Origin of the sequence: Arthrobacter glacialis, assembly GCF_002909445.1 — a bacterium.
GTDB lineage: Bacteria > Actinomycetota > Actinomycetes > Actinomycetales > Micrococcaceae > Specibacter > Specibacter glacialis.
The window spans coordinates 36,730-61,557 of sequence record NZ_PPXC01000005.1 but is presented as its reverse complement, the minus strand read 5'-3'; the positions used below and the strand labels follow the sequence as shown (position 1 = coordinate 61,557).

21 protein-coding genes are annotated in these 24,828 nt (G+C 60.3%); 14 read left to right on the top strand and 7 right to left on the bottom strand.

Translation table 11 applies throughout. The annotated features are described in order from the left end of the window. Positions 1–85 precede the first annotated feature (85 nt). From CVS27_RS07645 to CVS27_RS07635, 3 genes are all read left to right on the top strand, one after another. Positions 86–1,216, top strand: coding sequence for an ABC transporter permease (locus tag CVS27_RS07645; protein WP_103465149.1), 1,131 nt, complete (start codon positions 86–88; stop codon positions 1,214–1,216). A gap of 124 nt (positions 1,217–1,340) precedes the next feature. Beyond that, positions 1,341–2,045: an ABC transporter ATP-binding protein gene (locus tag CVS27_RS07640; RefSeq protein ID WP_103465148.1), complete on the top strand. Its 705-nt coding sequence runs from the start codon at positions 1,341–1,343 to the stop codon at positions 2,043–2,045. A gap of 91 nt (positions 2,046–2,136) precedes the next feature. Continuing rightward, positions 2,137–2,520 (top strand): META domain-containing protein, encoded by a 384-nt coding sequence (locus CVS27_RS07635; protein ID WP_103465147.1) that lies wholly within the window; start codon positions 2,137–2,139, stop codon positions 2,518–2,520. A gap of 111 nt (positions 2,521–2,631) precedes the next feature. On the opposite strand, the gene CVS27_RS07630 is transcribed toward CVS27_RS07635, so the two are convergent. Next, a complete protein-coding gene (locus tag CVS27_RS07630; RefSeq protein ID WP_103465146.1) occupies positions 2,632–4,080 on the bottom strand; it encodes a phytoene desaturase family protein in 1,449 nt (482 codons plus the stop codon). Then, positions 4,077–5,273 (bottom strand): glycosyltransferase 87 family protein, encoded by a 1,197-nt coding sequence (locus tag CVS27_RS07625; protein WP_103465145.1) that lies wholly within the window; start codon positions 5,271–5,273, stop codon positions 4,077–4,079. Before CVS27_RS07625 ends, CVS27_RS07630 begins: the two co-directional genes overlap by 4 nt. On the opposite strand from CVS27_RS07625, the gene CVS27_RS20755 reads away from it, so the two are divergent. Next, positions 5,272–5,547: a hypothetical protein gene (locus CVS27_RS20755; RefSeq protein WP_103465144.1), complete on the top strand. Its 276-nt coding sequence runs from the start codon at positions 5,272–5,274 to the stop codon at positions 5,545–5,547. The two genes, CVS27_RS07625 and CVS27_RS20755, sit on opposite strands and share 2 nt — an antisense overlap. Positions 5,548–5,638: 91 nt before the next feature. Here CVS27_RS20755 and CVS27_RS07615 read toward each other — a convergent pair whose 3' ends face one another. Together CVS27_RS07615 and CVS27_RS07610 are read right to left on the bottom strand one after the other, a co-directional pair. Continuing rightward, on the bottom strand, positions 5,639–6,274 hold the full coding sequence (locus tag CVS27_RS07615; RefSeq protein WP_103465143.1) for a histidine phosphatase family protein: 636 nt from the start codon (positions 6,272–6,274) through the stop codon (positions 5,639–5,641). A 29-nt stretch (positions 6,275–6,303) separates the two neighbouring features. Continuing rightward, the gene (locus CVS27_RS07610) at positions 6,304–7,752 is read right to left on the bottom strand and encodes a CCA tRNA nucleotidyltransferase (RefSeq protein ID WP_243400086.1); all 1,449 of its coding nucleotides are present in this window, start codon (positions 7,750–7,752) and stop codon (positions 6,304–6,306) included. 139 nt (positions 7,753–7,891) lie between these two features. Between CVS27_RS07610 and CVS27_RS07605 the strand changes: the two genes are divergently transcribed. From CVS27_RS07605 to CVS27_RS20745, 10 genes are all read left to right on the top strand, one after another. Next, the gene (locus CVS27_RS07605) at positions 7,892–8,431 is read left to right on the top strand and encodes an NUDIX hydrolase (protein ID WP_207767473.1); all 540 of its coding nucleotides are present in this window, start codon (positions 7,892–7,894) and stop codon (positions 8,429–8,431) included. Positions 8,432–8,491: 60 nt separating this feature from the next. Next, on the top strand, positions 8,492–10,309 hold the full coding sequence (murJ, locus tag CVS27_RS07600) for a murein biosynthesis integral membrane protein MurJ (protein WP_165788105.1): 1,818 nt from the start codon (positions 8,492–8,494) through the stop codon (positions 10,307–10,309). A gap of 127 nt (positions 10,310–10,436) precedes the next feature. After that, a complete protein-coding gene (locus CVS27_RS07595) occupies positions 10,437–11,810 on the top strand; it encodes a hypothetical protein (RefSeq protein WP_103465140.1) in 1,374 nt (457 codons plus the stop codon). A 125-nt stretch (positions 11,811–11,935) separates the two neighbouring features. Next, complete coding sequence (trxB, locus tag CVS27_RS07590) at positions 11,936–12,892, top strand: thioredoxin-disulfide reductase (protein WP_103465139.1); 957 nt, start codon at positions 11,936–11,938, stop codon at positions 12,890–12,892. Between the two features lie 16 nt (positions 12,893–12,908). After that, a complete protein-coding gene (trxA, locus tag CVS27_RS07585) occupies positions 12,909–13,235 on the top strand; it encodes a thioredoxin (protein ID WP_103465138.1) in 327 nt (108 codons plus the stop codon). Positions 13,236–13,600: 365 nt separating this feature from the next. Beyond that, the gene (locus tag CVS27_RS07580; protein ID WP_103465137.1) at positions 13,601–14,317 is read left to right on the top strand and encodes a DUF222 domain-containing protein; all 717 of its coding nucleotides are present in this window, start codon (positions 13,601–13,603) and stop codon (positions 14,315–14,317) included. A gap of 23 nt (positions 14,318–14,340) precedes the next feature. Beyond that, the gene (locus CVS27_RS07575; RefSeq protein WP_103465136.1) at positions 14,341–15,810 is read left to right on the top strand and encodes an HNH endonuclease signature motif containing protein; all 1,470 of its coding nucleotides are present in this window, start codon (positions 14,341–14,343) and stop codon (positions 15,808–15,810) included. 1,051 nt (positions 15,811–16,861) lie between these two features. Further along, entirely contained in the window at positions 16,862–17,017 is a 156-nt protein-coding gene (locus tag CVS27_RS20750) for a hypothetical protein (RefSeq protein ID WP_165788106.1), read from the top strand. 198 nt (positions 17,018–17,215) lie between these two features. Beyond that, positions 17,216–17,515, top strand: a complete 300-nt coding sequence (locus tag CVS27_RS21725) for a hypothetical protein (protein ID WP_442319967.1) — start codon at positions 17,216–17,218, stop codon at positions 17,513–17,515. 1,293 nt (positions 17,516–18,808) lie between these two features. Next, positions 18,809–18,985, top strand: coding sequence for a hypothetical protein (locus CVS27_RS20745; RefSeq protein WP_165788275.1), 177 nt, complete (start codon positions 18,809–18,811; stop codon positions 18,983–18,985). A 2,899-nt stretch (positions 18,986–21,884) separates the two neighbouring features. Here CVS27_RS20745 and CVS27_RS07555 read toward each other — a convergent pair. The 3 genes from CVS27_RS07555 to rsmG form a co-directional block, all read right to left on the bottom strand. Beyond that, positions 21,885–22,895 carry a ParB/RepB/Spo0J family partition protein gene (locus tag CVS27_RS07555; RefSeq protein WP_103465133.1) on the bottom strand — a complete coding sequence of 337 codons (1,011 nt, stop codon included), beginning with the start codon at positions 22,893–22,895 and terminating at the stop codon, positions 21,885–21,887. An 86-nt stretch (positions 22,896–22,981) separates the two neighbouring features. After that, entirely contained in the window at positions 22,982–24,037 is a 1,056-nt protein-coding gene (locus CVS27_RS07550) for a ParA family protein (protein WP_243400085.1), read from the bottom strand. A gap of 74 nt (positions 24,038–24,111) precedes the next feature. Then, complete coding sequence (gene rsmG / locus CVS27_RS07545; RefSeq protein WP_103465131.1) at positions 24,112–24,750, bottom strand: 16S rRNA (guanine(527)-N(7))-methyltransferase RsmG; 639 nt, start codon at positions 24,748–24,750, stop codon at positions 24,112–24,114. Positions 24,751–24,828 lie beyond the last annotated feature (78 nt).

Below are 24,828 nucleotides of genomic sequence, written 5' to 3'. Positions count from 1 at the left end.
CCCCCCATTCGCAGGACAGTGGAAGTACCAGCCAAATCTCCTTCACAAGAGCCCGCATCGAATGGGCATATGAAAGAAGTCGCACATGTTCCTCGCCATCAGAGATATCCGTTTTGCCAAAGGCCGGTTTGCCCTCATGGGCGCCGTGGTGGCGTTGATCAGTCTGCTGCTAGTTCTACTCTCCGGCCTCACCGCGGGTCTGGGCAACCAGTCCACCTCCGCCGTGGCCCAACTTGGCGAGGAGACCGGCAACGCCGTCGGCCAGCTGGTGTTTGGTGCCCCTGCCGAGAACGATCCCAAGATTTCCTTCACCGAAAGCCAGGTCACGGCAGACCAGCTAAACGTGTGGGCGGCGGAGGCCGGCGTGGGCTCAGTGGTGCCCCTGGGTATCAGCCAAAGCCGATTTCAGGGCGCCGGCGACAGCAAAGGCATTGCCAACGTAGCCGTGTTTGGTGTTGGCGAACCGGCATCGGGCGGGAATGGCGCCGGAGCCGGGATCGCGCCGTCGGCCATCAGCGACTCAACAGTGGTCATTGGCGAAAGCGTGGCCAAGGAACTCTCCCTCTCAACCGGCGACCCCGTGACCATTGCCGGCACGGAGCTGTTGGTGACGGGGATCGTGCCCGACCAGTGGTATTCACACAGCTCTGTTGTATGGACCACACTGCCCACGTGGAAGAAGGTGGCACACCTCAGCGACCCGGACCAGTTGGCAACAGTGCTGGCCATGACCTTTGAGAAGGGCGCCACGGTGGACATCGACGCCGCCAACGCAGCAGCCGGCACCATCAGCACCACGCGCAGCGGATCGTTTGCCGGCCTGGGCGGGTACAAGAGCGAGAACGGCTCGCTGATGATGATGCAGGCGTTCCTGTACGGAATTTCAGCCCTTGTCATCGTGGCATTCCTGACAGTGTGGACAGTTCAGCGCACCCGCGATATTGCCGTATTGAAGGCCATGGGAGCCTCAGGGAGCTACCTTCTCCGCGATGCCCTGACCCAGGCGACGTTGGTGCTGCTCGCCGGTGCGGGCCTGGGCGGTCTCATTGGGGTGGTGGGCGGCATCCTCGCCGGACAGGCAGCGCCGTTCCTGCTAACCCCAGCAACGACGTTGCTCCCGGTTCTTGGCATTGTGGCGCTGGGCCTGGCTGGCGCGGCATTGGCCGTCCGCAAGGTCACCCGGGTTGACGCCATGATCGCCCTCGGCGGGAACTAGTTTCCACCTGCTCCCCATTTGTGGGTCGCAAGCGACCCACAAATGGGGCCCCTCGCAGGCGTGGGCCCAACCAATTCCGCCCGCCCTCTCCTTTCTTTCTCTCTTACTTGCTAAGGAATCCCCCATGACTGCACTGAATCTGATCAACGTGACGCTGCAATACCCCGATGGTGAGGGGCTCATGACGGCCTTGGACACCGTGAATCTCGCGGTCCATCCTGGTCAATTCATTTCCTTGGTGGGCCCCTCGGGCTCCGGAAAGTCAAGCTTGTTGGCCGTGGCCGCCACCTTGATCAAGCCCACATCGGGTCTGGTCATGATTGACGGTGTTGATGCTACGGCCTTGCGTGAGAAGGAACTGGCCGCCTTGCGCCGGGACAAAGTAGGCATCATCTTCCAGCAGCCCAATCTCTTGGCCTCGCTCACGGCAGCCGAGCAACTGATCATCACAGACCACCTGCGCGGGAAGTCGTTGCGCGCGGCAGCTGTTCGAGCCAATGAGCTGCTGGAGATGGTGGGCCTTGCCGACTGTGCCAAGAAGCGCCCGCATCAGCTCTCGGGCGGCCAGCGGCAGCGGGTCAACATTGCTCGTGCCCTCATGGCACAGCCAAAGGTTTTGTTGGTGGATGAGCCCACGGCGGCCTTGGACCATGAACGCAGTGCCTCCATTGTGGGGCTGTTGCGTGAGGTCTGCGACCAGTTCAACGTGGCAACCGTCATGGTCACCCATGACACAGAGTTCGTTCCCCTGACTGATGCCGTTGCCACCATGCTCGATGGCGCTCTTACGGCTCCTGTCCCGGCAATGGAGACTGCCTCCGCCCGCTAGGGGCCACGGCGCACAGCCACTAATTCCCGGCAATGCAATACCATGAAGGAAACTCTTCTGTTAGACCAGCGCGATCGGAGCCACCTTCATCATGAAACGCCTTGCAGCCCTCACCGGCAGCCTTCTCCTTGCTTTGACCATCTCCTCCTGCGGCGCCGCAACGGGCCCCGTTGGCACGTGGGGAGAGGGCTACAAGACTGACAAGTTGCCGTATTTGGAGCTTGCTCTGGGCCAGGAGCAGGATGCCAACAAGGCTGGTTTCCTGACGGGCAGCGATGGCTGCAACCGCCTTTCAGGCCAGTGGCTCATGCTCGACGGAGAACTCACCTTCCCGCAGATCGGTGGCACCCAGATGGCGTGCGAAGGCATGGACACCTGGCTGTCCAAGGCAGCAGGGGGCACCATCTCCGGCGACGTTCTGACGGTCACCGATGCCAACGGCGCAACCCTGGGCACGCTGGAACGACGCGGCTAGTCCCCGCGCCCTCCCCAAATACGGGGCTACGCCAAACTGACCCGCAGTAATCGCCGAAAAAACACGAATTTCCCTGTTTTTTCGGCGATTACTGCGGGTCAGTTGTTTAAGTTACAGACCCAAGTCGGGGGCGGGCAGGCCAAAGGTATTCTTCAGGGCAGACTTGGCCGCAAGCCAGCCGGCCATGCCATGAACGGCCGGTCCCGGCGGCGTGGAGGCCGAACCCAAATAGAGCCCTTCCGCAGGCGTCCGCCAGGGATCAGGTGAGATCACGGGACGTTTGAGCAACTGCGCCATGGTCACCGCTCCGGAGCTAATGTCCCCGCCAATGTAATTGGCGTTGTAGTTGCCCACATCCTGCGCCGTTAGGGTGGTGCTGGCCAGGATAAGGTCTTTGAACCCTGGGGCGTATTTTTCCACGGAACGGATAATGTCCTCCGTGCAGTCCCGCGTGGACCCTGCCGGGACGTGCGTATAGGCCCAGAACGTATGCTGTCCGGCAGGTGCCCGGCTGTCGTCAATGACCCCCGCCTGAACGGCGAGAACATAGGGATTTTCCGGATGCCGCCCCGCCAATACCTCATTTTCAGCAAAGGCAATGGCCCTGCGGGTGCCGCCGAGATGGAGGGTGGGTGCATTGCGTAGTTCCGGCGCTGTCCACGGCACTGGTCCGGAAAGCGCAAAATCAACTTTGCACACTCCTGCCCCGTATTTAAATGATTCCAACTGGCGTATATATCTGGTCGGTAATACATCGCTTGCCATGGTGGCCAGTGCCCGGGGCGTGACATCGCAGATGACGGCCCTTGCTCCCGTGGCATTTTTCAGCCCGGCCACACTGACAACACGGTGGCTTACCTCAATCTGGCCGCCGTGGGTCAGCAGGTCATCCGCCATGGCCTGCGCAATGGCCTGCGAGCCACCACGGGGAACAGGCCAACCCGATGCATGGGCCAGCACCCCCAGCAGCATTCCCGCACCCGAGGCGGACAAGGAAGGCAGGCGGCCAATGGCGTGCGCGGCGACACCCGTCAGCATGGCCGGTGCAACATCTTCCTTGAACCCCATATTCCATGCGGGGGTTCCCTGCGCCAGCGTCCGCACCCCGTACTCAAGAACTGCCAATGGGTCTTGGGGAAGGCGCAACAGGCTCCCCTGGGTGAAATCAACAACGCCGTCCAGGCGCCGCAGCAGGGGTTTCATCAGGGCCTGCCAGGCACGACCGTCGGCACCAAGACCCTCAACTGTCCGCTCCAGATCGCGGTAGGCGATCCCTGCCCGGCCACCGTCCAGAGGGTGCCCGTAAGAGACTTCCGGCACCAGCAGCTCGATCCGCCGGCTCAGCTCAAAGGCCTTGAAAAACGGTGAGGCCAACGCCATCGGGTGAACGGCCGCGCATACGTCGTGCCGGAATCCGGGTAACGTCAGTTCGGCCGTTCTTGTGCCACCTCCGATGGAATCGGCGGCTTCGAAGAGGCGCACCGAGAGCCCGGCCCGGGCAAGCGTTACGGCGGCAGCAAGACCATTGGGTCCGGCCCCCACCACGGCTACATCTGTCATTGCAAAGACTTCTCCCCGCCCGTCTCTGCAGCGTCCTTTTCGGGACTACCCGTCTCTGCTGCATCGGACACGTCGGTCCGCGCACCAGTAACGAGGGCCCTTGTGGCAGCTGCGGGTGGATCCAACAGGACACCGCCTTGCGGGTCACCGCCAGCGCCACGGCGCACCACGTCGAAACCGGGGACGAACATGTCGCGAATGCACAGGCCAATGAGCGCGCACGTGGCAACGCCAGCTGCCAGTGCGGCCATCAGGAAATATGGTGCGTCAATGGCATGCTGGTCGCTGAGATTGCCCAGTACCTTGCTGCGGAACAGCATCAGGGCAATGAAATGGGTGATGATGGCGGCTTGCCAAACGAGCACCGGGCGCCATCGCGGCAACGCCAAGGCCAGCAGCGGCACCAGCCAAACCGCATCCCACGGTTCGGTGGACTTGTTGACCACCATGAATCCCGCGGCCGCCACAAACATCAATTGGGCCATGCGGGGTTTGCGTGGGGTGTAGAGGGCCAGGGCAGTCAGCCCAAACACCAGCACCACCAGGAGGATGGTGGCCAGTGTGTTGGTGGCCCCAACATCCAGCCCCGGCCATCCCATGCGCTTGGCCAGCAGGTTCATGCCGCCGTAAATCGACGACTCCGAGGGTTCACTGGCCAGCAAGTTCTTCAAATAATCCGGGAAGGCCGGCGGGTTCACCGCCATGATGGGGGCCAGCACCAGCAGCCAGGCAATGGCCGCAGCAGCAACCATCTCCAGCATTTTGGTGGTGTGGCCGGTTCTGATGCCCAGTAGCAGCAGGGCGAGCACAACGAAGATCACGTAGGGGGCGGCCAAGGCGGCAACGCCGAACACCGCTCCAGCCCAGAGTGTTTGCCTGCGGGCAAAGAGATAGATCGCCAACGCCACTAAGGCTGCGGCCCAGAAGTCCCAACTGACATAGGCGGTGAGGATGAGAACCGGGCTGGCAGCGACAAGGGCAGCATCCCAGACCCTGCGCCCGGCTGTGCGGGCCACAAGAACCACTGTGACCATCCACACGACGGCGATCAATGCCGCGTTCAGATCAAAAAACGCCAGCTGGCGCAGCGCCCCGTCGCCCGAGCTACGGGTCAACCATGCAGTAATCCCGGCAATCCAGCCCGCCAACACTGGATGGTCGAACGGTGATCCCTGCGAAAAAAACGGAACCATGGTGCCCAATTTGTCGTCGACAAATGAATTTGGAAAAGCAGACCAGCACACCGTTGACTGCTGGTCTGGCGTGGTCCACCCGGCGGTCCGGCAATGGGATTTGGTCATCACGGCGATGATCGCGGAAACGGCTGTCATCAACACTAAGACCCGTTCCACGGTGAAGAAACCGGGGTTGGTGCTCCCCGGCGCCGTCCGCCTGCCCAACGGTCCGCCAACCGGCTCCGTCATGGTGCGCAGCAAGGAGTCGCTGCGTGAGGGCACAACTATGTGATGCCGGGGCTTTGTCCCCGGAGCCTGTGAATCCGCCATGATTACGAGCCTACTCGGTGTTGCCCTTTCAACCGGATTGCGTCACGACGGCGCTACAGGCCCCACTGTTCAACGGCCGGAGTCTTCTTATCCCAACCCAGCGTGCACACTTTGGCGGTGCCCAAAACAAAGTGGCGGCCCTGCCCCGCGGGCAGTCCCAGCCAACGCGCAGTCACGATGCGCAGGAAGTGGCCGTGAGCCACAAGCAGCACGTTCGCCGGGGCTCCGTCGGGCCGCTGAACCGCACGCACACGCGCAACAATCGCATCGGCGCGCTCCGCCACATGGGAGAGCAGCTCGCCGTTGGGCACGCCATCATCCCAAATCAAGTACCCGGGGTTCTGCGCCCGCACCACTGCACTGTCAATGCCCTCGTAGTCGCCGTAGTCCCATTCGACGGCGTTCGGCTCCACCACGGCGTCGGGGAAGCCCACCAGGGCCGCCGTGCGGTGGGCACGTTGCAGCGGTGAGGAGAGCACCAGGTCAAAGTCGACGCCGGACAGTGCCGCCTGCGCGGAGCGGGCCTGCGCTTCGCCCTCGCTGGTCAACGGAATATCCGTCAGGCCCGTGTACTGCCCGCTGCGGGACCACTGCGTTTCGCCGTGGCGCAGAAGCCACAGTTTGGGGCCGCCAGGAATAGGAGGCTGCGGTGCCGGAATGTTCGGTGCCTGCGTGGTGCTGTTGCTCATTGTGATCCAGTCCAATCGGCGATTGTTAATTAGGCTTCAACGGCCGGCGCAGGCTGTGATTCAGGCTGCTCCGCCCACCACTGACGCAATACCTCTTCAGCTTTTTCGGCACCCAAGGGTCCGTACTCCATGCGCTGATCCAGCAGGAAGTTGTAGGCACGGCCCACCACCCTCCCCGGTTTGATGTCCAGCAAGGCCATGATGGCGCCACCGTCAAGGTCCGGGCGGATGGAATCCAGCTCCTCCTGCTCAGCCAGCACCGCAATGCGTTCTTCCAAGTCGTCGTAGGCAAACGCCAGACGGTCGGCTTTACGCTGGTTGCGGGTGGTCACATCTGAGCGGGTCAGGCGGTGCAAACGCTCCAGCAGTGGCCCGGCGTCCGTCACGTAGCGGCGCACAGCTGAATCGCTCCAGCCGGCTTCGCCGTAGCCGTAGAAGCGCATGTGCAGCTCCACCAGGCGTGAAACAGCCTTGATGGAGTCGTTGTCAAAGCGCAATTCCTTCATGCGCTTTGCTGTCAGCTTTGCGCCGGCAAGATCATGGTGGCGGAAGCTCACACCACCGCCGGGCTCAAAACGGCGGGTCTTGGGCTTACCGACGTCGTGCATCAGGGCAGCGAAACGCAGCACAAAGTCAGGGCCCGGAACGGCCCCGTCAGGCCCGGTCTCCAGGGATGCTGCCTGTTCCAGGACCTGCAGGGAGTGCTGGTAAACGTCCTTGTGCCTGTGGTGCTCATCGGTTTCCAACTTGAGTGCGGGAATTTCCGGCAGCACCAGATCGGCCAGTCCCGAGCCCACCAGGATGTCGACGCCGGCGCGCGGATGAGCCCCACAAATCAGCTTCACCAGTTCATCGCGAACCCGCTCGGCGGAAATAATGCTGATTCGTTCGGCCATCCCTGTCATGGCCGAAAGGACGTCCGGGTGCAGCGAGAAGCCCAGTTGCGAGGCAAAACGCGCAGCACGCATCATGCGCAGCGGGTCATCGGAGAACGAATCCTCCGCCTTGCCAGGGGTCCGCAACAGGCCCGCGGCTAGGTCCTCGGCACCGCCGAAGGGGTCCACGAGCTCCATGGCAGGCAGCCGCAGGGCCATCGCATTGACACTGAAATCACGGCGCTGCAGGTCCTCTATCAAGGAGGTGCCAAAAGCCACAACGGGTTTACGCGACTGCGGGTCGTACGCCTCGGCACGGTACGTGGTGACCTCAATGAGCAAGACTTCTTTATTGCTGTTCCGCTTGCGGAAACCAATGGTGCCGAAATCCCGGCCCATTTCCCAGTGTGAATCCGCCCATTTCTTGGCTACCTGGAGTATTTCATCGGGTGTGGCGTTCGTGGTGAAATCCAGATCAGGCGATATGCGCCCTAAAAAGAGGTCGCGAACGGGTCCACCCACAAGAGAAAGCTCGTAGCCTGCGTCAGTGAAGAGACGTCCCAGCTCAAGAACCACCGGGTCAAATTTTGAAGTATCGGCCACCAAATTCATAGTCCCTTAAGAATGCCAGACTTTTCCCGCCACGCGCTTGCCCTCACGCCGCCATGAGTTTGGGCGCCATCGAAAACTACGGATCCGTGGCTGTCATCATCCGTGCACAAAGATAGCTAGAGTGGACTCCATGGTTCACCCAGTGCCGCGCGCGCCCAAGAGGAACCCGTTGCCAACGGCTATGGGTCCGCTGGTTGTGCCCGCAGCACCGAGCGCCCCGAGCCAGCTGCCCACTGTTGAGGAAGTCTCCGCCGGCGGCGTGGTTGTTCAGATGCACGACGGCGTCCCCCGGGTTGCGATTATTGCCCGCATCAACCGCGGTGGCCGGCTGGAGTGGTGCCTGCCCAAGGGTCATCCCGAAGGCCAAGAGACGCATGCCGAAGCTGCCGTGCGCGAGATTGAAGAAGAAACAGGTATTGCCGGGGACATTTTGGCAACCCTTGGCAGCATTGACTACTGGTTCACTGTCAGCGGGCACCGGGTCCATAAAACTGTTCACCACTTCTTGTTGCGCGCCACGGGCGGTTTTCTGACCATTGAAAATGACCCCGACCATGAAGCAGTGGACGTGGCCTGGGTACCCCTGAATGAGCTGGCCAAGAAGCTCTCCTTCCCCAATGAACGCCGCATCAGCGATTTGGCCCGCGAACTGCTCCCCGAATACTTCTAGCCACCACCGTGGCTGTGCGCTGTCAGCACTCTTGAAGCGGGCAGTGAGATGATGGAAACGATGTCTAACGAAGAACGGGTCAATATCCCGCCAAAACCCACTGCTGCGCCACGAGTGTCCCTGCTGCAAACCATAGCCCCGAGCAATATGGAGACCATGCCGCAGTCTGCAATGCAGGCACCGCCAACGCAGTCGCAGCCCGTGGTTAGCCAGCAAAGCAAGAACACCATACCGTCGAGCGCCGCCCGCTCCAGCGCGTCGATGGCGATCGGCACACTTGCCTCGCGCATCCTTGGCTTCATCAAGGCCATCGTGCTCGGCATCGCGATCGCCAACTCCACTGTTGGAAACATCTTTGAAGGCGCCAACTACCTGCCGAACCTGATCTTCTTGATGCTTGCCGGCGGTTTGTTCAATGCGGTGCTGATCCCGCAGATCGCCAAGGCAAGCAAACAGCCTGACAAGGGCACAGATTTCATCTCCCGGCTCTTGACCCTGGGTGTCATTGGCCTCCTGGCGCTGACATCTGTTGTCATGCTTTTGGCCGCTCCCATCATGGGACTGTCCACGTCCTTCACGGGCAAGAACCTGGAATTGGCCATCACCTTTGGCCTGTTCCTGCTGCCGCAGATCTTCTTTTACGGCTTGTTTTCCCTACTGGGCCAGGTTTTGAACGCCCACAACTCCTTCAAGGCCTATGCCTGGGCCCCTGTCGTCAACAATGTGGTGGCGATTGCCGGCCTGCTGGTGTTCATCCTCGTGGCAGGCAGTGCGACCACTAGCCCGCACACGGTGGACAACTGGACCGCAGGCCAAACGTGGATGCTGGCCGGAACGGCCACGCTGGGCATCGTGGCGCAGTCGGCAGTGCTGCTACTGCCCGTTCACCGACTGGGCCTAAATCTGCGTCCCAAGTTCGGCTGGAAGGATTCCGGCCTGGGAGCTGCCGCCAAGGTTGCCGTGTGGACCATGGGCACCATGGTCATTGGCAATCTGAGCTTCATCATCATCTTGCGCGTCGCCACCATCCCTGCCGGAGGCGATGGAGGCGCCGATTCCGACGCCACCATTCCCGGCATTCTGGTGCTGAACCGCGCCACCGAGCTGTACATCATGCCGCACTCCATCATTGCCCTGTCCATTGCCACCGTGATGTTCACGGCCATGTCGCACGCCGCGGCCAGCAGAGACATGTCGGGTCTGCGCACTTCGTTGGCCGGGGCGCTGCGCACCACCGGCATGGCCACTGTATTCGCTGGAATTGCCTTGGTGGTGCTCTCAGGCCCCTTCGGCATGCTCTTCGGCGGCGGCACGGAAACAGTGGGCCGTCACATTGCCATCACACTTTCCATCCTGGCCATTGGCGCACCGTTCTACAGCATTAACTTCATCCTCAACCGGGTTTTTTACGCGCAGGAGAATGCCAAGACCCCGTTCATCATCCAATGCATCATGGTCTGCATTGGCTTGGGCGGGGCATTGCTGGCAAGTCTCCTGCCGCAGGAGTTCATCATTTACGGCCTTGCAGCCAGCTACACCGTTAGCAATGTTCTGGGCCCCGTTGTCAGCCACCTGTTCCTGCGGGCCAAGCTGGGCGACTACGGCGGTGGCCTCATTGTCCGTGCGCACATGCGCTTTCTGGCGGCGGCCCTGGCCGCAGGAATTGTCGGAGAGTTGACCCTCATGCTCTTTGGCGGAACCGTGGCCGGAGGGTTTATGTGGAGTTCCATTCCCGCCGCGGCAGTGACTTTGGCAGTTGTGGGCACCATCATGGCTGTGGTCTACATCATGATCCTTAAACGTATGCGCGTGCACGAAGTTGATGCGCTGCTCAATCCGCTGATCAGCAAGGTTCGTAGTCGCCTGCCGTCAAGGTAGCTGGAAGTATCTGCGGCCAATCGAGCCGCAACCACGGAACATGCAGTGTTTTCCGATAGAATCAGTCAAAATATGGCTTTGTGCGCATTACCCGCCGAAGCCACCGTGTTTGTAAGAGGAGGATTTGGTGCCACAACCCATCGACGTGGGCTCCATCCTTGGCGGCCGTTACAAGGTTACTGGCCGTATCTTGGCTTCTGCCGAGAACGACGTCATTTTGGATGGCCTTGACCAGGTTCTCAACAGGCCTGTCAGCATCCTGGTTTCGGCTGTTGACAACTCAGCCAACCTGACGCAAAGTGCCCGTGAGGTTGCCATTGGGACACGTGTGTCCGGTGTCTCCATCCTTGATCTGGGTGTCCAGGATCAAGCCACCTACCTCATCGCAGCCAGAACCTCGCCGGCGGAATTGCTGGACCTTGTGGTCCCCACAGATGCTGTGGAGCAGGTCTACCAGGAGCCGTTCTTCACAGATACCCTCGGCACTGAAATCTTTGGCAAGGCACGCGACGCTGCTCCCGTGAGCAGCGCCTACGTGTATGAGGACAATTCGCCCATGACACCGGCGCACCCCTTGCCTCCCGTCCGGCAAACACCCGCCCCCACACCGCCCACGGCGGCTGTGGCAGCTGCGGCGATTCCCGCCGTCGAGCCTTCCTCTCTCGCCCCGGGAACCCCGTCCAAGGTGACCTTGTGGGATGAGGACGACTACGGATTTATCAATGAGGACCATGAGGAAACCGTGGCCCAGGAACGCCGCGCGGGGACCTTCCCGGCGGCGGCGCGCCAGGCGAGCAATGACTACGTCGCCGATGATTTGCTTGACGAGGACGACGACGACGACAGAAACGCTCCCCGGATCAGCGGGCGCTTGCTGACCGGTGCCATTGTGAGTGTTTTGCTCATCGGTGCACTTATTTTTGCGCTCCAACACATTGGCACTTTGTTTAACGGTTCCAGCAATCAGGCCGGCACCAGCTCCTCAGCTACGCCGCCCCCCACTGAGGCACAATCCCCCTCCGCGGCGCCGGTGCCAGCTGCTGTTGCCCCCGTCATCAAGGGCCTGACTGACATCACCACCTATGCACCCGGCGTGCAGAACTACGGTGAAGCGTACTTCCCCCGCCTCAAGGACGCCATTGACGGCAACAAGGGCACCTACTGGCCCACCGTGGAGTTCTCCAATGCCGACTTCGCCAACCTCACTGAGGGCGTTGATTTAGTGGTTGAACTCGCGGAGGAATCCACCATCAGCTCCGTGACCATCAATCAACTAGCTGGATCGGGTGGGCAATTCAACATCCTGACCAACAGCAAGCCCGAGATCGCTGGTGCCACCAAAATTGGTAGCGGCTCCTTTAGCTCCCCCGACTTCACGTTGAAGGCGGCCCCAGGCGTCAAGGCAAAGTATGTCATCATCAGCTTCACGGAGTTGCCCAAACTCCAGCCATTCGTGACCTACCCCTTTGGGTTGAAGATCACCGAGATCAGCATTAGTTAGCCACTGGCATTCCCCCACGTCCGCGTGAGAGGAATAACCGCGCCCCCATGCCGGTTGTGGATAGCGAAGGTCCCATTGAACCGCCACGCCGCGGTCAGTCAAAGTAGGAAGAGGAACACTCACCCGTGAGCACGCAAGCTACCCCCGCAAGCGATGTCCGTGATGTCATCATCGTAGGTTCTGGTCCCGCAGGTTACACCGCGGCGATCTACACCGCCCGTGCGGATCTGAAGCCGCTCATGATCGCCGGTTCCGTTACCGCAGGCGGCGAGCTCATGAACACTACAGAGGTGGAGAACTTCCCCGGCTTCCCCGAAGGCATCATGGGTCCGGATCTCATGGAGAACTTGGGCCAGCAGGCTGAGAAGTTTGGCACCGAGGTGATGTACGACGACGTGACTTCCGTTGAGTTGGAAGGCACCATCAAGACTGTAACCCTGGCCGACGGCCAGGAATTCAAGGCACGCACCGTCATCATTTCCACCGGCTCCGCCTACCGCGAGCTTGGTGTTGAGGGCGAAAAGCGTCTTGTTGGCCACGGGGTGAGCTCCTGCGCCACCTGCGACGGCTTCTTCTTCAAGGGTCACGATATTGCCGTTATTGGTGGTGGCGATTCCGCCATGGAAGAGGCAATCTTCCTGACCAAGTTTGCGGATTCCGTGACAGTGGTTCACCGCCGCGACACGCTGCGTGCCTCCAAGATCATGGCCGATCGCGCCCTGAACCACCCGAAGATCAAATTCATCTGGAACTCGGAGGTTGTTGGCGTTGACGGCGAGGCCAAGGTTACCGGCATTCGCTTGAACAACCTGGTCACGGGTGAGAAGAGCGAGCTTGCTGTCACAGGCGTATTCGTTGCCATAGGCAACGATCCCCGCGTCGACCTGGTCAAGGGAGTTTTGGACCTGACCGGAGCCGGCACCATTGCCGTTGAGGGCCGGTCTTCCAAGACCAGCCTGCCGGGTGTATTTGCCGCCGGAGACGTAGTGGACCCCACTTACCGCCAGGCCATCACGGCCGCGGGCTCGGGATGTGTTGCCGCACTGGATGTGGAACACTTCCTGGCCGATCAGAATTCCTAAGAGAAAGTAGTTCACCATGAGTAATGCCAAGAGTGCAACGGACGCAACATTTGCCGAAGACGTATTGAACTCCGAAAAGCCTGTCATTGTGGATTTCTGGGCTGAGTGGTGTGGCCCCTGCCGCAAACTTGGTCCTATCCTGGATGAGATTTCAGTTGAGTACGCGGACAAGGTTGACGTCGTTAAGGTCGACGTCGATGCCAACCCCGCCATTTCCGCGAAGTACGGAATTACCTCCATCCCGGCCGTGTACCTGTTCAAGGGCGGCGAGGTAATCGGCTCCGTCATTGGCGCCCGGCCGAAGCAGTACTTCGAGAAGGAATTCTCCGGAGTACTGAGCTAGTCAGTTGCTGCGTCCCATAATGGGGTCGCAGCGATGAATTCTTCTTGAAGGGTGTGGACCGGACATTGTCCGGTCCACAACTGTTTAACGGGTCATTTCCACTTCTCCCAGATTGATTCTAGGCTCCAGAAAGTTGTGGCCCATCCCCGTTGGACACCGCATTCTTCGGCCCAAAATCCGGTTTCACGTGAAACGCTGTGCCCATCACGGCCTGTAGTTGCCGTGTGCCACTCCATCCTTCGGGCACTTGCGTTGATTCAGGGGATTCACTCGCATGGAGATGAGCTGAAAATTAGATAGAACTTTTGTTTGGGAAAGTAATGAGTCCTATTGATATTTGGGTACATGCCAACTAGACTTATGGTATGGGCGGTTCAGTGAATTTCCCGGATGGCTGGGAAGGTTCATCCACCACAGCGGCTGTGGCGGAACTGGTGGCTGGGATCGTTCTTCCCTCCATTGAACCGCTGGCTACTGACATGGCAGCCGTGTCCTCGTTGCCCCGCCTGCCATCCTTGAATCGTGGACCGGACGGCACCGGGGTTGCCCCCTCGCAGTTGGCCTTGGTGCAGGCGTTCATGGATGAGTGTGTGGGGATAGTGGCTGCGTTTAACGCCCTGCAGAACCGGGCTGCCGCGTCCCTGGCCACAGTGTTGGAACGCTTCGCCACTGCTGCAGAGGCCGAGCGCAGGCTCCTGGGGTTGGACGCTTGGCAGAACGAGGTGTCCACGGCCGGGACCAATGCTGAGATTGCAACGATCCTGGGCATCAGTGAGGCCGCCGCCAACGGCCTGGTGGACCATTCCACTGTCATGGTCCGTGAGCTGCCGGCCACGCATGAACGCCTGGCCAGTGGGGAGTTGGGGTGGCCGTACGCGGTGATCATTGCCGAGGAAACCACCCTGTTGCGCAACAATAACCTCCCAACGGACGGTGTCACCGAGTACGAGACCTTGTTGCTGGAGAAGGCCCGGGATTGTTCCCTGAACAGTTTCAAGGACAAGGCCCGCCGGCTCCGCGAACGTCTCCACCCCGAGAGCATCCCCGCCGCACCCGCGACGCCTGCCGGCGCCGGGCCCTGAGTGTCAGCCGCGCGCATGACGGCATGTCCTGGCTAAGCCTGTACGCCCCGGCAGCCACGATCGAGGGCATCTGGGACCAATGCACCCTCACCGCCCAAGCTGCCCAAGGCCCCCACGAACCCCGCACCCTGACCCAACTCCGTGCCGACGTCGCCGCAGCGCTGCTCCTGAACCAGTCCCTGTCCCGGAACAACATCCACACCCCACCAACCCCCACCAGCGGAACTCCCTACTCCGACGGCTGGGGCGCCACCGCCGCTGGCAACGCGGACGTCCACGGTAGTAGCCTCGGCAACAGCCAGGATTGCGGCCAAGCCACTGACAGCAGCGCAGACATGGGCTTTCCTTCAACAGCTGTCCGAGTCCCTGAAACATCTCCGATTGCTGAGCCAAGGTTCATTCAGATCGAGACTGATCCGTGCGCTGGAGCACCCTTCCCGGATACTGACACCGGCCGCTACAGGATCCCTGGCACCAGCATTCCCGTTTTTGAAGACCCCGACTATCAGGACCCGGGCTTCAAGGATCCCGACGATCGCAGTCACCCCGATTGGCATCCCAACGCCACACCTCCACCCCTGATACCAGCCACAGCCACGGCCACAGAAGCTGACCGCACAGCATACCCTCCCCGGGTTGATGATGCTCAGTGGCCCTCTGGCATCAATGATGCAGCGGACTATTGTGGGATTGACGGGCCGCCCATGCCCCGGGCCACTGTGTTGGTGACCGTCCCGGCACTGTCGTTGTTGGGGCACATTAATGCCCCGGCCGTGTTGGAGGGGTACGGGCCGATCAGTGTTGAGGTCGCCAATCGACTGCTGGCCGGGTCCACCAGTTTCTACCGGGTTTTGACCGACCCCATCAGCAACGAACCCCTGGATCTTGCCCCGGACACGTACCGGGTGGGCAAGGCCATGCGGTTCATGCTCCGCGGCCGGGATCACTACTGCCAATTTCCAGGCTGCACCGCCAAGGCGTCTCTGGCCGAACTCGACCACATCCTGCCGTGGGAGAGCGGCGGGAAAACCGCCGCGGGCAACCTTGAATTTTTGTGTAAACGCCACCACCTGGCCAAGCACTTCAAGGACGGCAAAACCCGCTCCGGGCAGGTCCGGGAGCAGCAACGACCGGAACGGCGGGCCCTGAAACTCCGCGGCTGGACAGCCGTCATGACCGAGAGCGGCCGGCCCGGCTGGATCTCACCCTCCGGCCGGTACCACCCACCCCAGCCCCTGGAAACCCAGCCCGCCAGCTACCCCAAATGGCTCAAAAAGAACATCCAGCAACGCCTCGACGGCCTGGGCTGGGATGAGGACCCCTTCAGCCAACTGAACGAAAACGAGATCATGGCCATGGACTTTGAAGAAGACTACGGCACCCACCCCCTGCCCGAACCACCCGATTGGGCCTTCCCTGACAACCATGAAGCCCAACAACAATGCAATGAGCAGGCCGCACAACGCGACCTCAACGGACCACACGAGGAATAACACCCCGAAACCCCCACAGCGCCCATGCCCAATTATTTGCAGATCGCAGCTGATGGACTTCTAGCCCAGCCCGCGGCACTCACATCACGCCATGGTCCTGGACACCTAGCCGTGACTGGGCGCCCCTCAAGAATCGGCAAAGAGCAGTCCCAAACGGGCCCCGCTCCTGCCCGTGTTTCACGTGAAACAGAGACGCCTGCCAGCCACGGAATCAGTGGCTGATGTCGTTCGAGAGTTGTACTCGGAGTGAGGTGCGGAGTCTTGGGATGAGGGATCCATGTTTCAGCTTCCGTCAGTTGCGTTGTGTGGCCCCGGAGCCCTCATTGTTGGCTCAGCATGTATGCAGCGGACACCGCTGAACTAGTTAAGGCGACTGTTCAAGCACCCCGCCCGAACCCCCAATGGCCCCTTGGCTTCTGAACAAGTTGGAAGTGACTGCCTCGATCTCAGGCCAGCCAACCCACCAGCCAGAATTGCCAGAAAACTCACTCAAGCCACATCGGCCAGTGTCAGAAGCTTGACTGCCATCTGGGTATCGAAAGGCATGGGGCATGACGAAGTCGCCAACTATCTGCATCATCTGCGATTTCCAACAGCCTGCCTAAGCGTCTCCCATCGGGAGTCCCGCCGTGGGGGCTCGCCCTCGTGTGGTTCATCAGCGGCGGGTGCCGGCCAGTCATCTGGTTGTTTCACGTGAAACTTCGATGCCGGCTGCCCGTCTGATTACCTTTCCGACAGTCGAGTCCCTAGGGGACTTCCCATCGACCAATTTCCGCATGACCCCTCGCCAGTATTGACTACGAGCATGTATGGGCCCGCACCTATGCTGGCTTCGAAAGAGCTCAAAGTCGCATCGTCATTCATCTGCACCCCTTCCCCATCGACGTCCACACAAGCACATCGTCTCGCACGAAGCCTCTCAACCGGCAGGCGATGAATCCCCCCACCACAGAAAAGTTGGTGCCGCGGAGCGTTCCGCGGCGAAAAGCACCGGCGCGATCCTGGCTGCGCACCGAGTCGGAGCGTGATCTTACGGCCGGAGGCGATACCCATGAACACGACCCCATTTTCAACTGTGCTCGTCACTTCGACGACGGGCTCCAACCAGCGGAGGTCCGAGCAGGATCAGCCGCAGCTCGACGCCACTACCGGATCCGCGCCGCCAGAAAGCGAGCGTTGGTCCTCGGTGGTGGCGGACGGCTCCTGAGCAACGCGGCGCGCTGCCGTCGCCGCCCGGCTTCCCAGTCAGCGCTGGCCGCAACGCACCGCACTCATCACGGCGGTCAATTCCCACACTGGTCAACCGGTGGTGTTAGACCGCGAGAACGGAGTCGAGCCAGCTACGGGCGGGTGCTGGTACTCGCCCCCTTCGGCGGCAGAACGTGGCATCCGCTGGACGGGGGGCATGCAGCTCGAAGAACTGCGCGCAGGCGGCAGCAGCGTCGAAACGATCATCCTGGACAGCAACCCCGGGGAGATGTTCGGCGCCAATGCGATGGCTCTGTCGATGCGTACGGCCCCTGATGCAGGCTCGTTCGGCCGTCTTCACGAACTCGGTGTGGAGCTCGTGAGTCAACAGTTCGATCCAGGTCGAGCGGTGGTTGCCTACCGGGTCGTCGAGACAGACAAGTTCGCCCGGTGGTGTCGCGGCTGCGGATGCCCGGCTGAGCGGCGCGACAGCATGACCCCGCGGCCGGTGCATTAGCGGCCGGGTTGGCTCCCGAGGACATTGTCGATCGTGATCCGTCCCTGTCGCTGCAGCGGTTGTGGGCGTGTGTGGCGCCAGGACACTGGTGGACTGCCGAGCCGCGGGCTCGGCATTTCGTGGAACACGGGGAACGACACGGTGCTGGCTGTGGGCATACATGCATTGATCCAGGGCCCACACAGGATCGGTGGTGTGCACTTGATTGGCGCCGCCGTGTCCAGCAACCCATCTGTGGAAACCGCGGCCGCAAGCCCACTCCGCTCCATGCCGCGCAGCGCACCCTCCACACCAGCGCCATGCGGATCGTCGAGAAGTGCCAAGTCTGTCTCGCGGCCTTTCTCTCTGTCTCGCAGCATGTCGAGGTCGTGGCGACCTGCGCGACCTACTACCACTGCATCGTCGGCCGGCCCTCAGGCAACGTGCCACGGACGTCCCTGGCAGACTCGCACACCTCCGCGGACACTCCTCCCGGATCCGGATCCTAAGGAAATACACGGCATGCCCGTTGTTCGAAGCCGGTGGATTCAGACCCCGACAACACCCTCGATTGCGACTAGCCCCTATTGCCCTGCCTCTCACCACGATGCATAGTCCCTCAGTACAACTGTCGGACTTTGGCGTCGACACCAGCCGCATCCAAGATTTACGGGCCAGCGCAAGGCCGTCTTCCCGCGGAAGAGTTTCCGGTCCAATGGGGTTACAGGGTGCATCCGCTCGCTGAGGTGTGGAGCGCCAACCACAACTCTTCCGCTGCGCAGTGACACATCGGTGCTCCGACCACCAGTCACTGATCTAGTGCGTTGCAGGCCTTGCTTTCGTCACCAAGCATGCACAGAAGAATTCGGACCGTTTCATCTTCCTGAAGACCATCCCAGCCGCCCGGTGTCACGCGTTTTGATGCGACCGCGCGGCTCTTGCGGTGGCACCTTCGACAAATACCCCACGCTTTTTTCACAAGGCACTCCCCCTGCAGCATCCATATTGCTATGGTGCACTGCCGAACCACGTAACTCCCTGTCCAACACCTGAAATAGCTGCCACGCACTTTGACTGGATGGCCAGGAGAACGTTCAGACTGCAGGGGTCATTGGAAGTGGGTTTTAGTTTCAGGCAGGCAAGCGGATGATGGGTCAATCCGGACGGACAATCGGTACCGGCCAAGCTTGGAATTGATGTCTGGCTTCCACCCTGGTGGAACGTTCACTTTGACGAGACCACCTCACCCGAGATCACGGCAGCGGTCATCACCAAAAGAATCCAGGCCAGTGGCCAGTCGCCAAGACTTGCCCGATGTGCTCCTTGCCAAAGGAATCCTTGATCGACATCGTCGTCCTCGTTGGGCACGATGGGTTGTTTGCCGGACGCTGGGCAATGCCGGGACAACCACACCTGGACAGCCCAAACCTCCTGCGGTCCACTCCCCGCAACATGGCGGGCAGTGGAATCCACGGGACCGCTCCGCTGTAACCTCCCTGACCTTCGTCAAGACAGGGCGTCTGCTGCACCGCACTGCGTGCCTGACCAGGCTGGGCCCGGCACTGGTGCAGCTCGTCGGCTCGTTAGCCAATAATTGGAGGGAATCCAGTCCAAGAGAAATGCGGGTCATGCTTGTGGCCCATGGAAGCGACGCTGCAACGAGCAGCCCACATACGCACTGCAGCTCCGTAGCTCCGTTGGTTTTGCTGCATAGGGTATCCCATGCCTTGGGGTACGCGGCTTCCAACTGCGAATTGGCGTCGCTCAGTCACTTGGCCTCGGGGTCCAGACCTCGCGTCAGGTTTTGCGTGGCACCCTCACTGTCCTTCCAACCCGCCAAGAATCTGTCAGGAGGCAGGGCAAGCATGATATTGCCGGTGGGAAGCTACACCGAAGTGACACGTCTGGGTGCGTGACTCCGACCATTCCTCGAGACCTAGTTCCCACTTGAGGTGGGTACGGAATAGTTGCAATCCTGTCTGTGGACCGGGGGCTTCCTTTTTTGGCTGCCGGTGCTTGTTGTCGTCCATAGTGAACTCTGCGATGAGCCGCTGCAGCTTGTCATACTCCTGAAAACTCACCGGACCGAACTGCAACAGTTTGGTTCAGCAGCGCTGGCACCCACTCCCTGTCCCATTGGATCGGTCCACACGGACCTGCTGCCCACCCTGCTCCTGTTCCGGGACTGCATTCGGCACTGCCAAGTCGGCGACGGCCGGTATCTTCCGGGTCTACTCACGCCCGGTCTCAGGATTTCTTACAATGCAATCGGGCCGGCCTCGCTGGTGTGGATTACGCGCCCTTTCCGCACTCGTGAGTGGTCATCGGGGATTCAAGACCAACACGTCTTGGTCGTTGCCCAGGTGCCGACGGGCGAGGTCGGAATGTCGGACCTCGATCAGCTGCGCGGTCACGCTGATTTCCCAGTGTGGCAGGTGGGCGCTTGTGGGGTTCGCGAATGCAGAGACCCTTGCCTGGTGCAGCCATTTCGAGGCTATCGCCACCGCAGGTGGCTTTCGGGTTCAAAGATGCCAAGTGATCGCGGCAGCGCACTCGCAATCCAGCATCCCCTCACCTGCACAGCGGGAAGTATGACCTGAGACCCCATGGCCGCAACTGGAGCAATGACGTGGACGAATCTCCACCGAACGTCAGACAATGTGGATGCGTCTCGATTCCAGAGCGACACTGACTATTCGGCGACATCCTTCTGAGGCTCGATTCCCGTCCGTCAACTTTTGGCCAGCGAGGCGTAGACGAGTGGTGGGGTCAACTTCCAGTCGATTGATGGAGACCGGAAGGGGATATGCACTGTGTGAGTGGTTGCGCGACCGACACCGATTTGCCTGGATTTGCGGCGTAATTCCATGCCGATACCCAGTTCCCACATTCACCACCATGGAGCCTTCCGGAAGACTACAGGCCTGGAATTATCCTTCGAAGACGGGCCCGAGGCGCGCGGCGAGACATGGGATATTCCCACCAACTCTCAGCCCTGCCCTTTCTGGCTGCAACATCATCGGATTCCCTGATCAAGGTGGTGTCTCGCTGGCGAAGTGCCGGTTTGGGCGGACAATCTCCGACGACAATAGTGGCGACCGCCGGTATTCACGCTTCTGAAATACGCAACACTCACCGCTGAGCAAGGTAGCCCGCGAATGAGGGTATCTGCCGGCCGCACCGCAACTCAGGGCCGTCGTCCCCAAACGTCCATGACCAGGGCGCGGCTGTACTTCGCATGCGAAAGCTTCCACCCTGCAGGGCATTCCAGTCAACCTGATCGAAGCGCCGATCGCGCACCCACCTACCATTGCTGTCCCTGATTTTACGAGGACACGGAGTCCTTTGGGTGTCGTAGGACCGGCTCTTTCATCGTCCGTTTCACGTGAAACATTCGCGCGGATCGTGGCCGCCCATACTTGGGTTTCCTGACCGCGGCAGCACGGCTTCCACTCCAGCGCACCGGGTGAGGTCCGGGTCGGCGCCGCCGGTCACGTAGGGCCGGTTCTTGCGGTCGACGGCACCGCTGGTGGCTACTACGCCCCTACAGAGCCCTGCGGGGCCCTTAGGGCAACCCGGGTTACCTTGGTGGACTGGAGCCCCTCAGGGCGGGCCCTGGCGGCCATTGGCGCCCATTGGCGGGGTGGGTTGATCCCCCAGGTAGAATCCAGGGGCACGGAGGCCCGGGCTGACCGCACGACACCCGCCCTCCACCTACCCAACTCCCGGGTCCCGCATGGAAGCAATTGGGGAGGATGGTCGGACTGCGACCGTACTGAATTCTGAACCGATTCCACTCGAGGGGGCACAATATTCTGACGTCATACTCACGGATACAACGACGGAGGAGCCATCGCTACACCCGTGGGCCTCAAGTCCACCGGATTCACCACCAGTATGCAACACAGCCGTTAAGTTCCGAATGGCAACCAGGTTCCGCAGGCTCCGCTGAAGCGGGACTGATTGGCTCACTGCGCCTGATGCGATTAAGATGTCTGGCTAAACGCCACCCTCCCCCGACAGTCTGTAGATCCCACTCAAGTGGATGCACCACGATCGACTCATCTCCAGGGAAGGCTCGTGCCCGGGGAATCGAACTGACCAAAGGTCTGGCTTCGGCCATGCGAGCAAATGACAATTCGCCATATGAACCAAAAAGTGAGCGTCGCCCAATTGTTGACTATCAAATCCAGCAGCAGTGGCAACTTCCGAATTTGTCTCTTGTTTCACGTGAAACACTATCGCGCTATTCGAAATGGCCCATCAGGGTCCGATCACTCCACTTCGGACGTTCGAAAAAATGATGCTTAGAATCAATCCTGGGGAACTCCAATTAAGCAACCAGCGGCAGTGTTTCACGTGAAACACTGCCGCTGGTTAGAGATGAGAACTAGTTGCCGCCGGGACTCAAGACATCCATGATCCGGTTGAGGTCTTCAACGGAGGCGAACTCAATACTGACCTTACCTTTGCGGGCACCCAGGGAAATCTTCACATTGGTGTCAAGGCGGTCGGCCAGAGAGCTTGCCAAGAAATCCAACCGCTCGTGGCGGGGACTGGGTTTCTTTGCTGCGGGCTGCTGACCATTAAGCGGCGCCTGGTAAAGCTGCACAGCTTCCTCAGTGGCCCTGACCGACATCCCCTCAGACACGATCTTCTGAGCCAACTGCTCCATGGCGGCAGCTTCTGGCAGAGCGAGCAAAGCGCGCGCATGACCAGCGGACAAAACACCTGCCGCAACTCTGCGCTGCACCACTGGAGGAAGCTTCAGCAGACGAAGCGTGTTCGAAACCTGGGGACGCGAACGCCCAATCCGATCAGCCAATTGTTCGTGAGTGGTACCAAAATCCTCCAGCAACTGCTGGTAAGCCGCAGCTTCTTCCAAGGGATTCAGCTGACTGCGGTGGAGGTTCTCCAACAGCGCGTCACGGAGGAGGTTGTCATCACTGGTTTCCCGGACAATAACAGGAATGGTTTCTAGACCGGCGGCCTGACTGGCGCGCCAGCGGCGCTCACCCATGACCAATTCATACGGCTGATCGCCAACTTCGGTCGATACGCGCACCACAATGGGCTGCAGAACACCGATTTCGCGTACCGAATGTACAAGCTCGGCCATATCGTCTTCATCGAAAACGGTTCTGGGTTGCTTGCGGTTCGGGTGGATCTGGCCAACCGGCAGTTCCAAAAAGCGTGCACCAGGAACTTCTACAAGTTCCACAGCTTCAACGACAGGCTTCTTGGCGCTTCGCACTGGAGCTGCAACGGGCTTGCGCCCCTTGGGCTCAGGAAAGAACAAGTCTACTGGCCGTGTCGGCTGCGAGGATCCGCTTTCATCACCAGAAGAGTTGGGTATCAAGGCACCCAAACCACGACCAAGACCCCTGCGCTTGTCAGTCATTGTGACTTCCTCCGTTGAATGAACCCCAAAGAGTGGGGTCTGCTTAAATTCATTGTAATCTGCAAAGTTCCGAGCTACGGGACGCACTATTCCGTTGAACGCTCTGCCAATTCCGCAGCGGCTTCCAGATACGAAAGCGCCCCGGTCGACGAAGGATCGTAGGTCATGACCGTCTGCTGGTAGCTCGGAGCCTCGGAAATCCTGACGGAACGTGGAATCAGCGCACGCAATACCTGCTTGGGGAAGTGCTCACGAACGTCAGCTGCCACATGGGCCGCCAAATTGGTTCGCCCGTCATACATCGTCAACAGAATCGTAGAAACCACCAGGTCCGAATTGAGATGCTTTTGAATCATCTCAATGTTTTTCAACAGCTGGCTCAATCCCTCAAGTGCATAGTATTCGCACTGAATCGGGATCATGACCTCATTGGCAGCGCAGAAAGCATTGACAGTCAGCAACCCCAAACTAGGCGGGCAGTCGATGAAGATGAAGTCCAGGCGCTCCTGCCCTTGGGTGGCTCGGTACTTTACATACTCATCAATTGCGCGTCGAAGCCGCTGTTCGCGCGCTACCAGGGATACGAGTTCAATCTCCGCACCAGCAAGGTGGATGGTGGCCGGCGCACAATAGAGGTTGGCAATGTCGGGGCATTCTGCAATGACATCAGACATGGGAATATCGTTGATCAACACATCGTAGATGCTGTCGACGTCAGCATGGTGCGGTACACCCAAGGCTGTGGATGCGTTCCCTTGGGGATCGATGTCGATAACCAGAACCTGCAGCCCGGCTGATGCCAAGGCAGCCGCAACGTTGACTGTCGTTGTTGTCTTGCCAACGCCACCCTTTTGGTTGGCGACAGTCAGAATTCTGGTGCGTGAGGGGCGCGGCAATTTCCGCCCGAGCAGCCGTTCACGTCGCCTGGTCTCGCTGACCAATTGACTTGCAATGGGGCTACTGTCGTCAAATTCATTGTTCAGCGGAATGGCGGCAATGGGGTCCGTTTCACGTGAAACATCCACCTTGGTGCCCGCTTGCGAGTAATCAACCAATTTTGGTTGACCGGAGGCATTTGAACGTGCCGACCCCAACGTCATGAACGGGGGGATCCGTTGCGAAGCTGCTTCGCTACTGGTCACGCTGACACTCTCACTTTCCTCAGGCAATGGTTGCCAACCTCTAGCCTATCGGTTCCAACCCACACGAGTGTGGATCAGCGCCGCTTCACCTTGACCCGAACCACTGTGGTGGGTTCTTCCAATACATCTTGGCCGGCAACCAGTACTTCGGTCTGGTAGCCGCCAAGCTTCTTAAGTGTCTTGGCTGCCTTGGTTATTTCCTCCTCGGCGCTGCGTCCCTTGATGGCCAAGAGTTCACCTTCACCGCCCAGAAGAGGGATGGTCAATGGCGCCAGAGTGTCCAGTGCTGATACAGCTCGGGCTGTCACAACTGAGCATTCGACCTTGCCGATGGCTGCCTCGGCACGTGAGCGTACGATCTCCACATTGTTCAGGCCCAGGTCCATGACCACTTCCTCAAGCCAGACCACTCGGCGCTCCAACGGCTCAATGAGCGTAAGGTACAGGTCCGGGCGGGCAATCGCCAAGCATAGTCCTGGCAGGCCTGCACCGCTGCCTACGTCGGCGACCTTTGCGCCGTCGGCAATCAGCTCCGCCACAACAGCACAGTTCAACACGTGACGGCTCCACAAGCGGGGCACTTCACGCGGACCGATCAGCCCTCGTTCGATCCCCGATGTAGCCAAATGCTCCACGTAGCGCTTGGCGAGATCCAAACGATCCCCAAAAATGCGTTCCGCTGCAACGGCCTCTTGTGCAGTAAGTTCCACCACTATTTTGTGTCCTCTTAACCGTGGTCCCGCCCACTGCCAAGGGCAATGAGCGGGACCATTTGTAAACTTCTCAACCAG

Bases quoted from the DNA above. Each gene is read 5' to 3' on its own strand.
- CVS27_RS07645 (WP_103465149.1), top strand. From the start codon at position 86: ATGTTCCTCGCCATCAGAGATATCCGTTTTGCCAAAGGCCGGTTTGCC.
- CVS27_RS07640 (WP_103465148.1), top strand. From the start codon at position 1,341: ATGACTGCACTGAATCTGATCAACGTGACGCTGCAATACCCCGATGGT.
- CVS27_RS07635 (WP_103465147.1), top strand. From the start codon at position 2,137: ATGAAACGCCTTGCAGCCCTCACCGGCAGCCTTCTCCTTGCTTTGACC.
- CVS27_RS07630 (WP_103465146.1), bottom strand. From the start codon at position 4,080: ATGACAGATGTAGCCGTGGTGGGGGCCGGACCCAATGGTCTTGCTGCC.
- CVS27_RS20755 (WP_103465144.1), top strand. From the start codon at position 5,272: ATGGTGCCCAATTTGTCGTCGACAAATGAATTTGGAAAAGCAGACCAG.
- CVS27_RS07625 (WP_103465145.1), bottom strand. From the start codon at position 5,273: ATGGTTCCGTTTTTTTCGCAGGGATCACCGTTCGACCATCCAGTGTTG.
- CVS27_RS07615 (WP_103465143.1), bottom strand. From the start codon at position 6,274: ATGAGCAACAGCACCACGCAGGCACCGAACATTCCGGCACCGCAGCCT.
- CVS27_RS07605 (WP_207767473.1), top strand. From the start codon at position 7,892: ATGGTTCACCCAGTGCCGCGCGCGCCCAAGAGGAACCCGTTGCCAACG.
- murJ (WP_165788105.1), top strand. From the start codon at position 8,492: ATGTCTAACGAAGAACGGGTCAATATCCCGCCAAAACCCACTGCTGCG.
- trxA (WP_103465138.1), top strand. From the start codon at position 12,909: ATGAGTAATGCCAAGAGTGCAACGGACGCAACATTTGCCGAAGACGTA.
- CVS27_RS07580 (WP_103465137.1), top strand. From the start codon at position 13,601: ATGGGCGGTTCAGTGAATTTCCCGGATGGCTGGGAAGGTTCATCCACC.
- CVS27_RS07575 (WP_103465136.1), top strand. From the start codon at position 14,341: ATGTCCTGGCTAAGCCTGTACGCCCCGGCAGCCACGATCGAGGGCATC.
- CVS27_RS20750 (WP_165788106.1), top strand. From the start codon at position 16,862: ATGAACACGACCCCATTTTCAACTGTGCTCGTCACTTCGACGACGGGC.
- CVS27_RS21725 (WP_442319967.1), top strand. From the start codon at position 17,216: ATGCAGCTCGAAGAACTGCGCGCAGGCGGCAGCAGCGTCGAAACGATC.
- CVS27_RS20745 (WP_165788275.1), top strand. From the start codon at position 18,809: ATGTGCTCCTTGCCAAAGGAATCCTTGATCGACATCGTCGTCCTCGTT.
- CVS27_RS07555 (WP_103465133.1), bottom strand. From the start codon at position 22,895: ATGACTGACAAGCGCAGGGGTCTTGGTCGTGGTTTGGGTGCCTTGATA.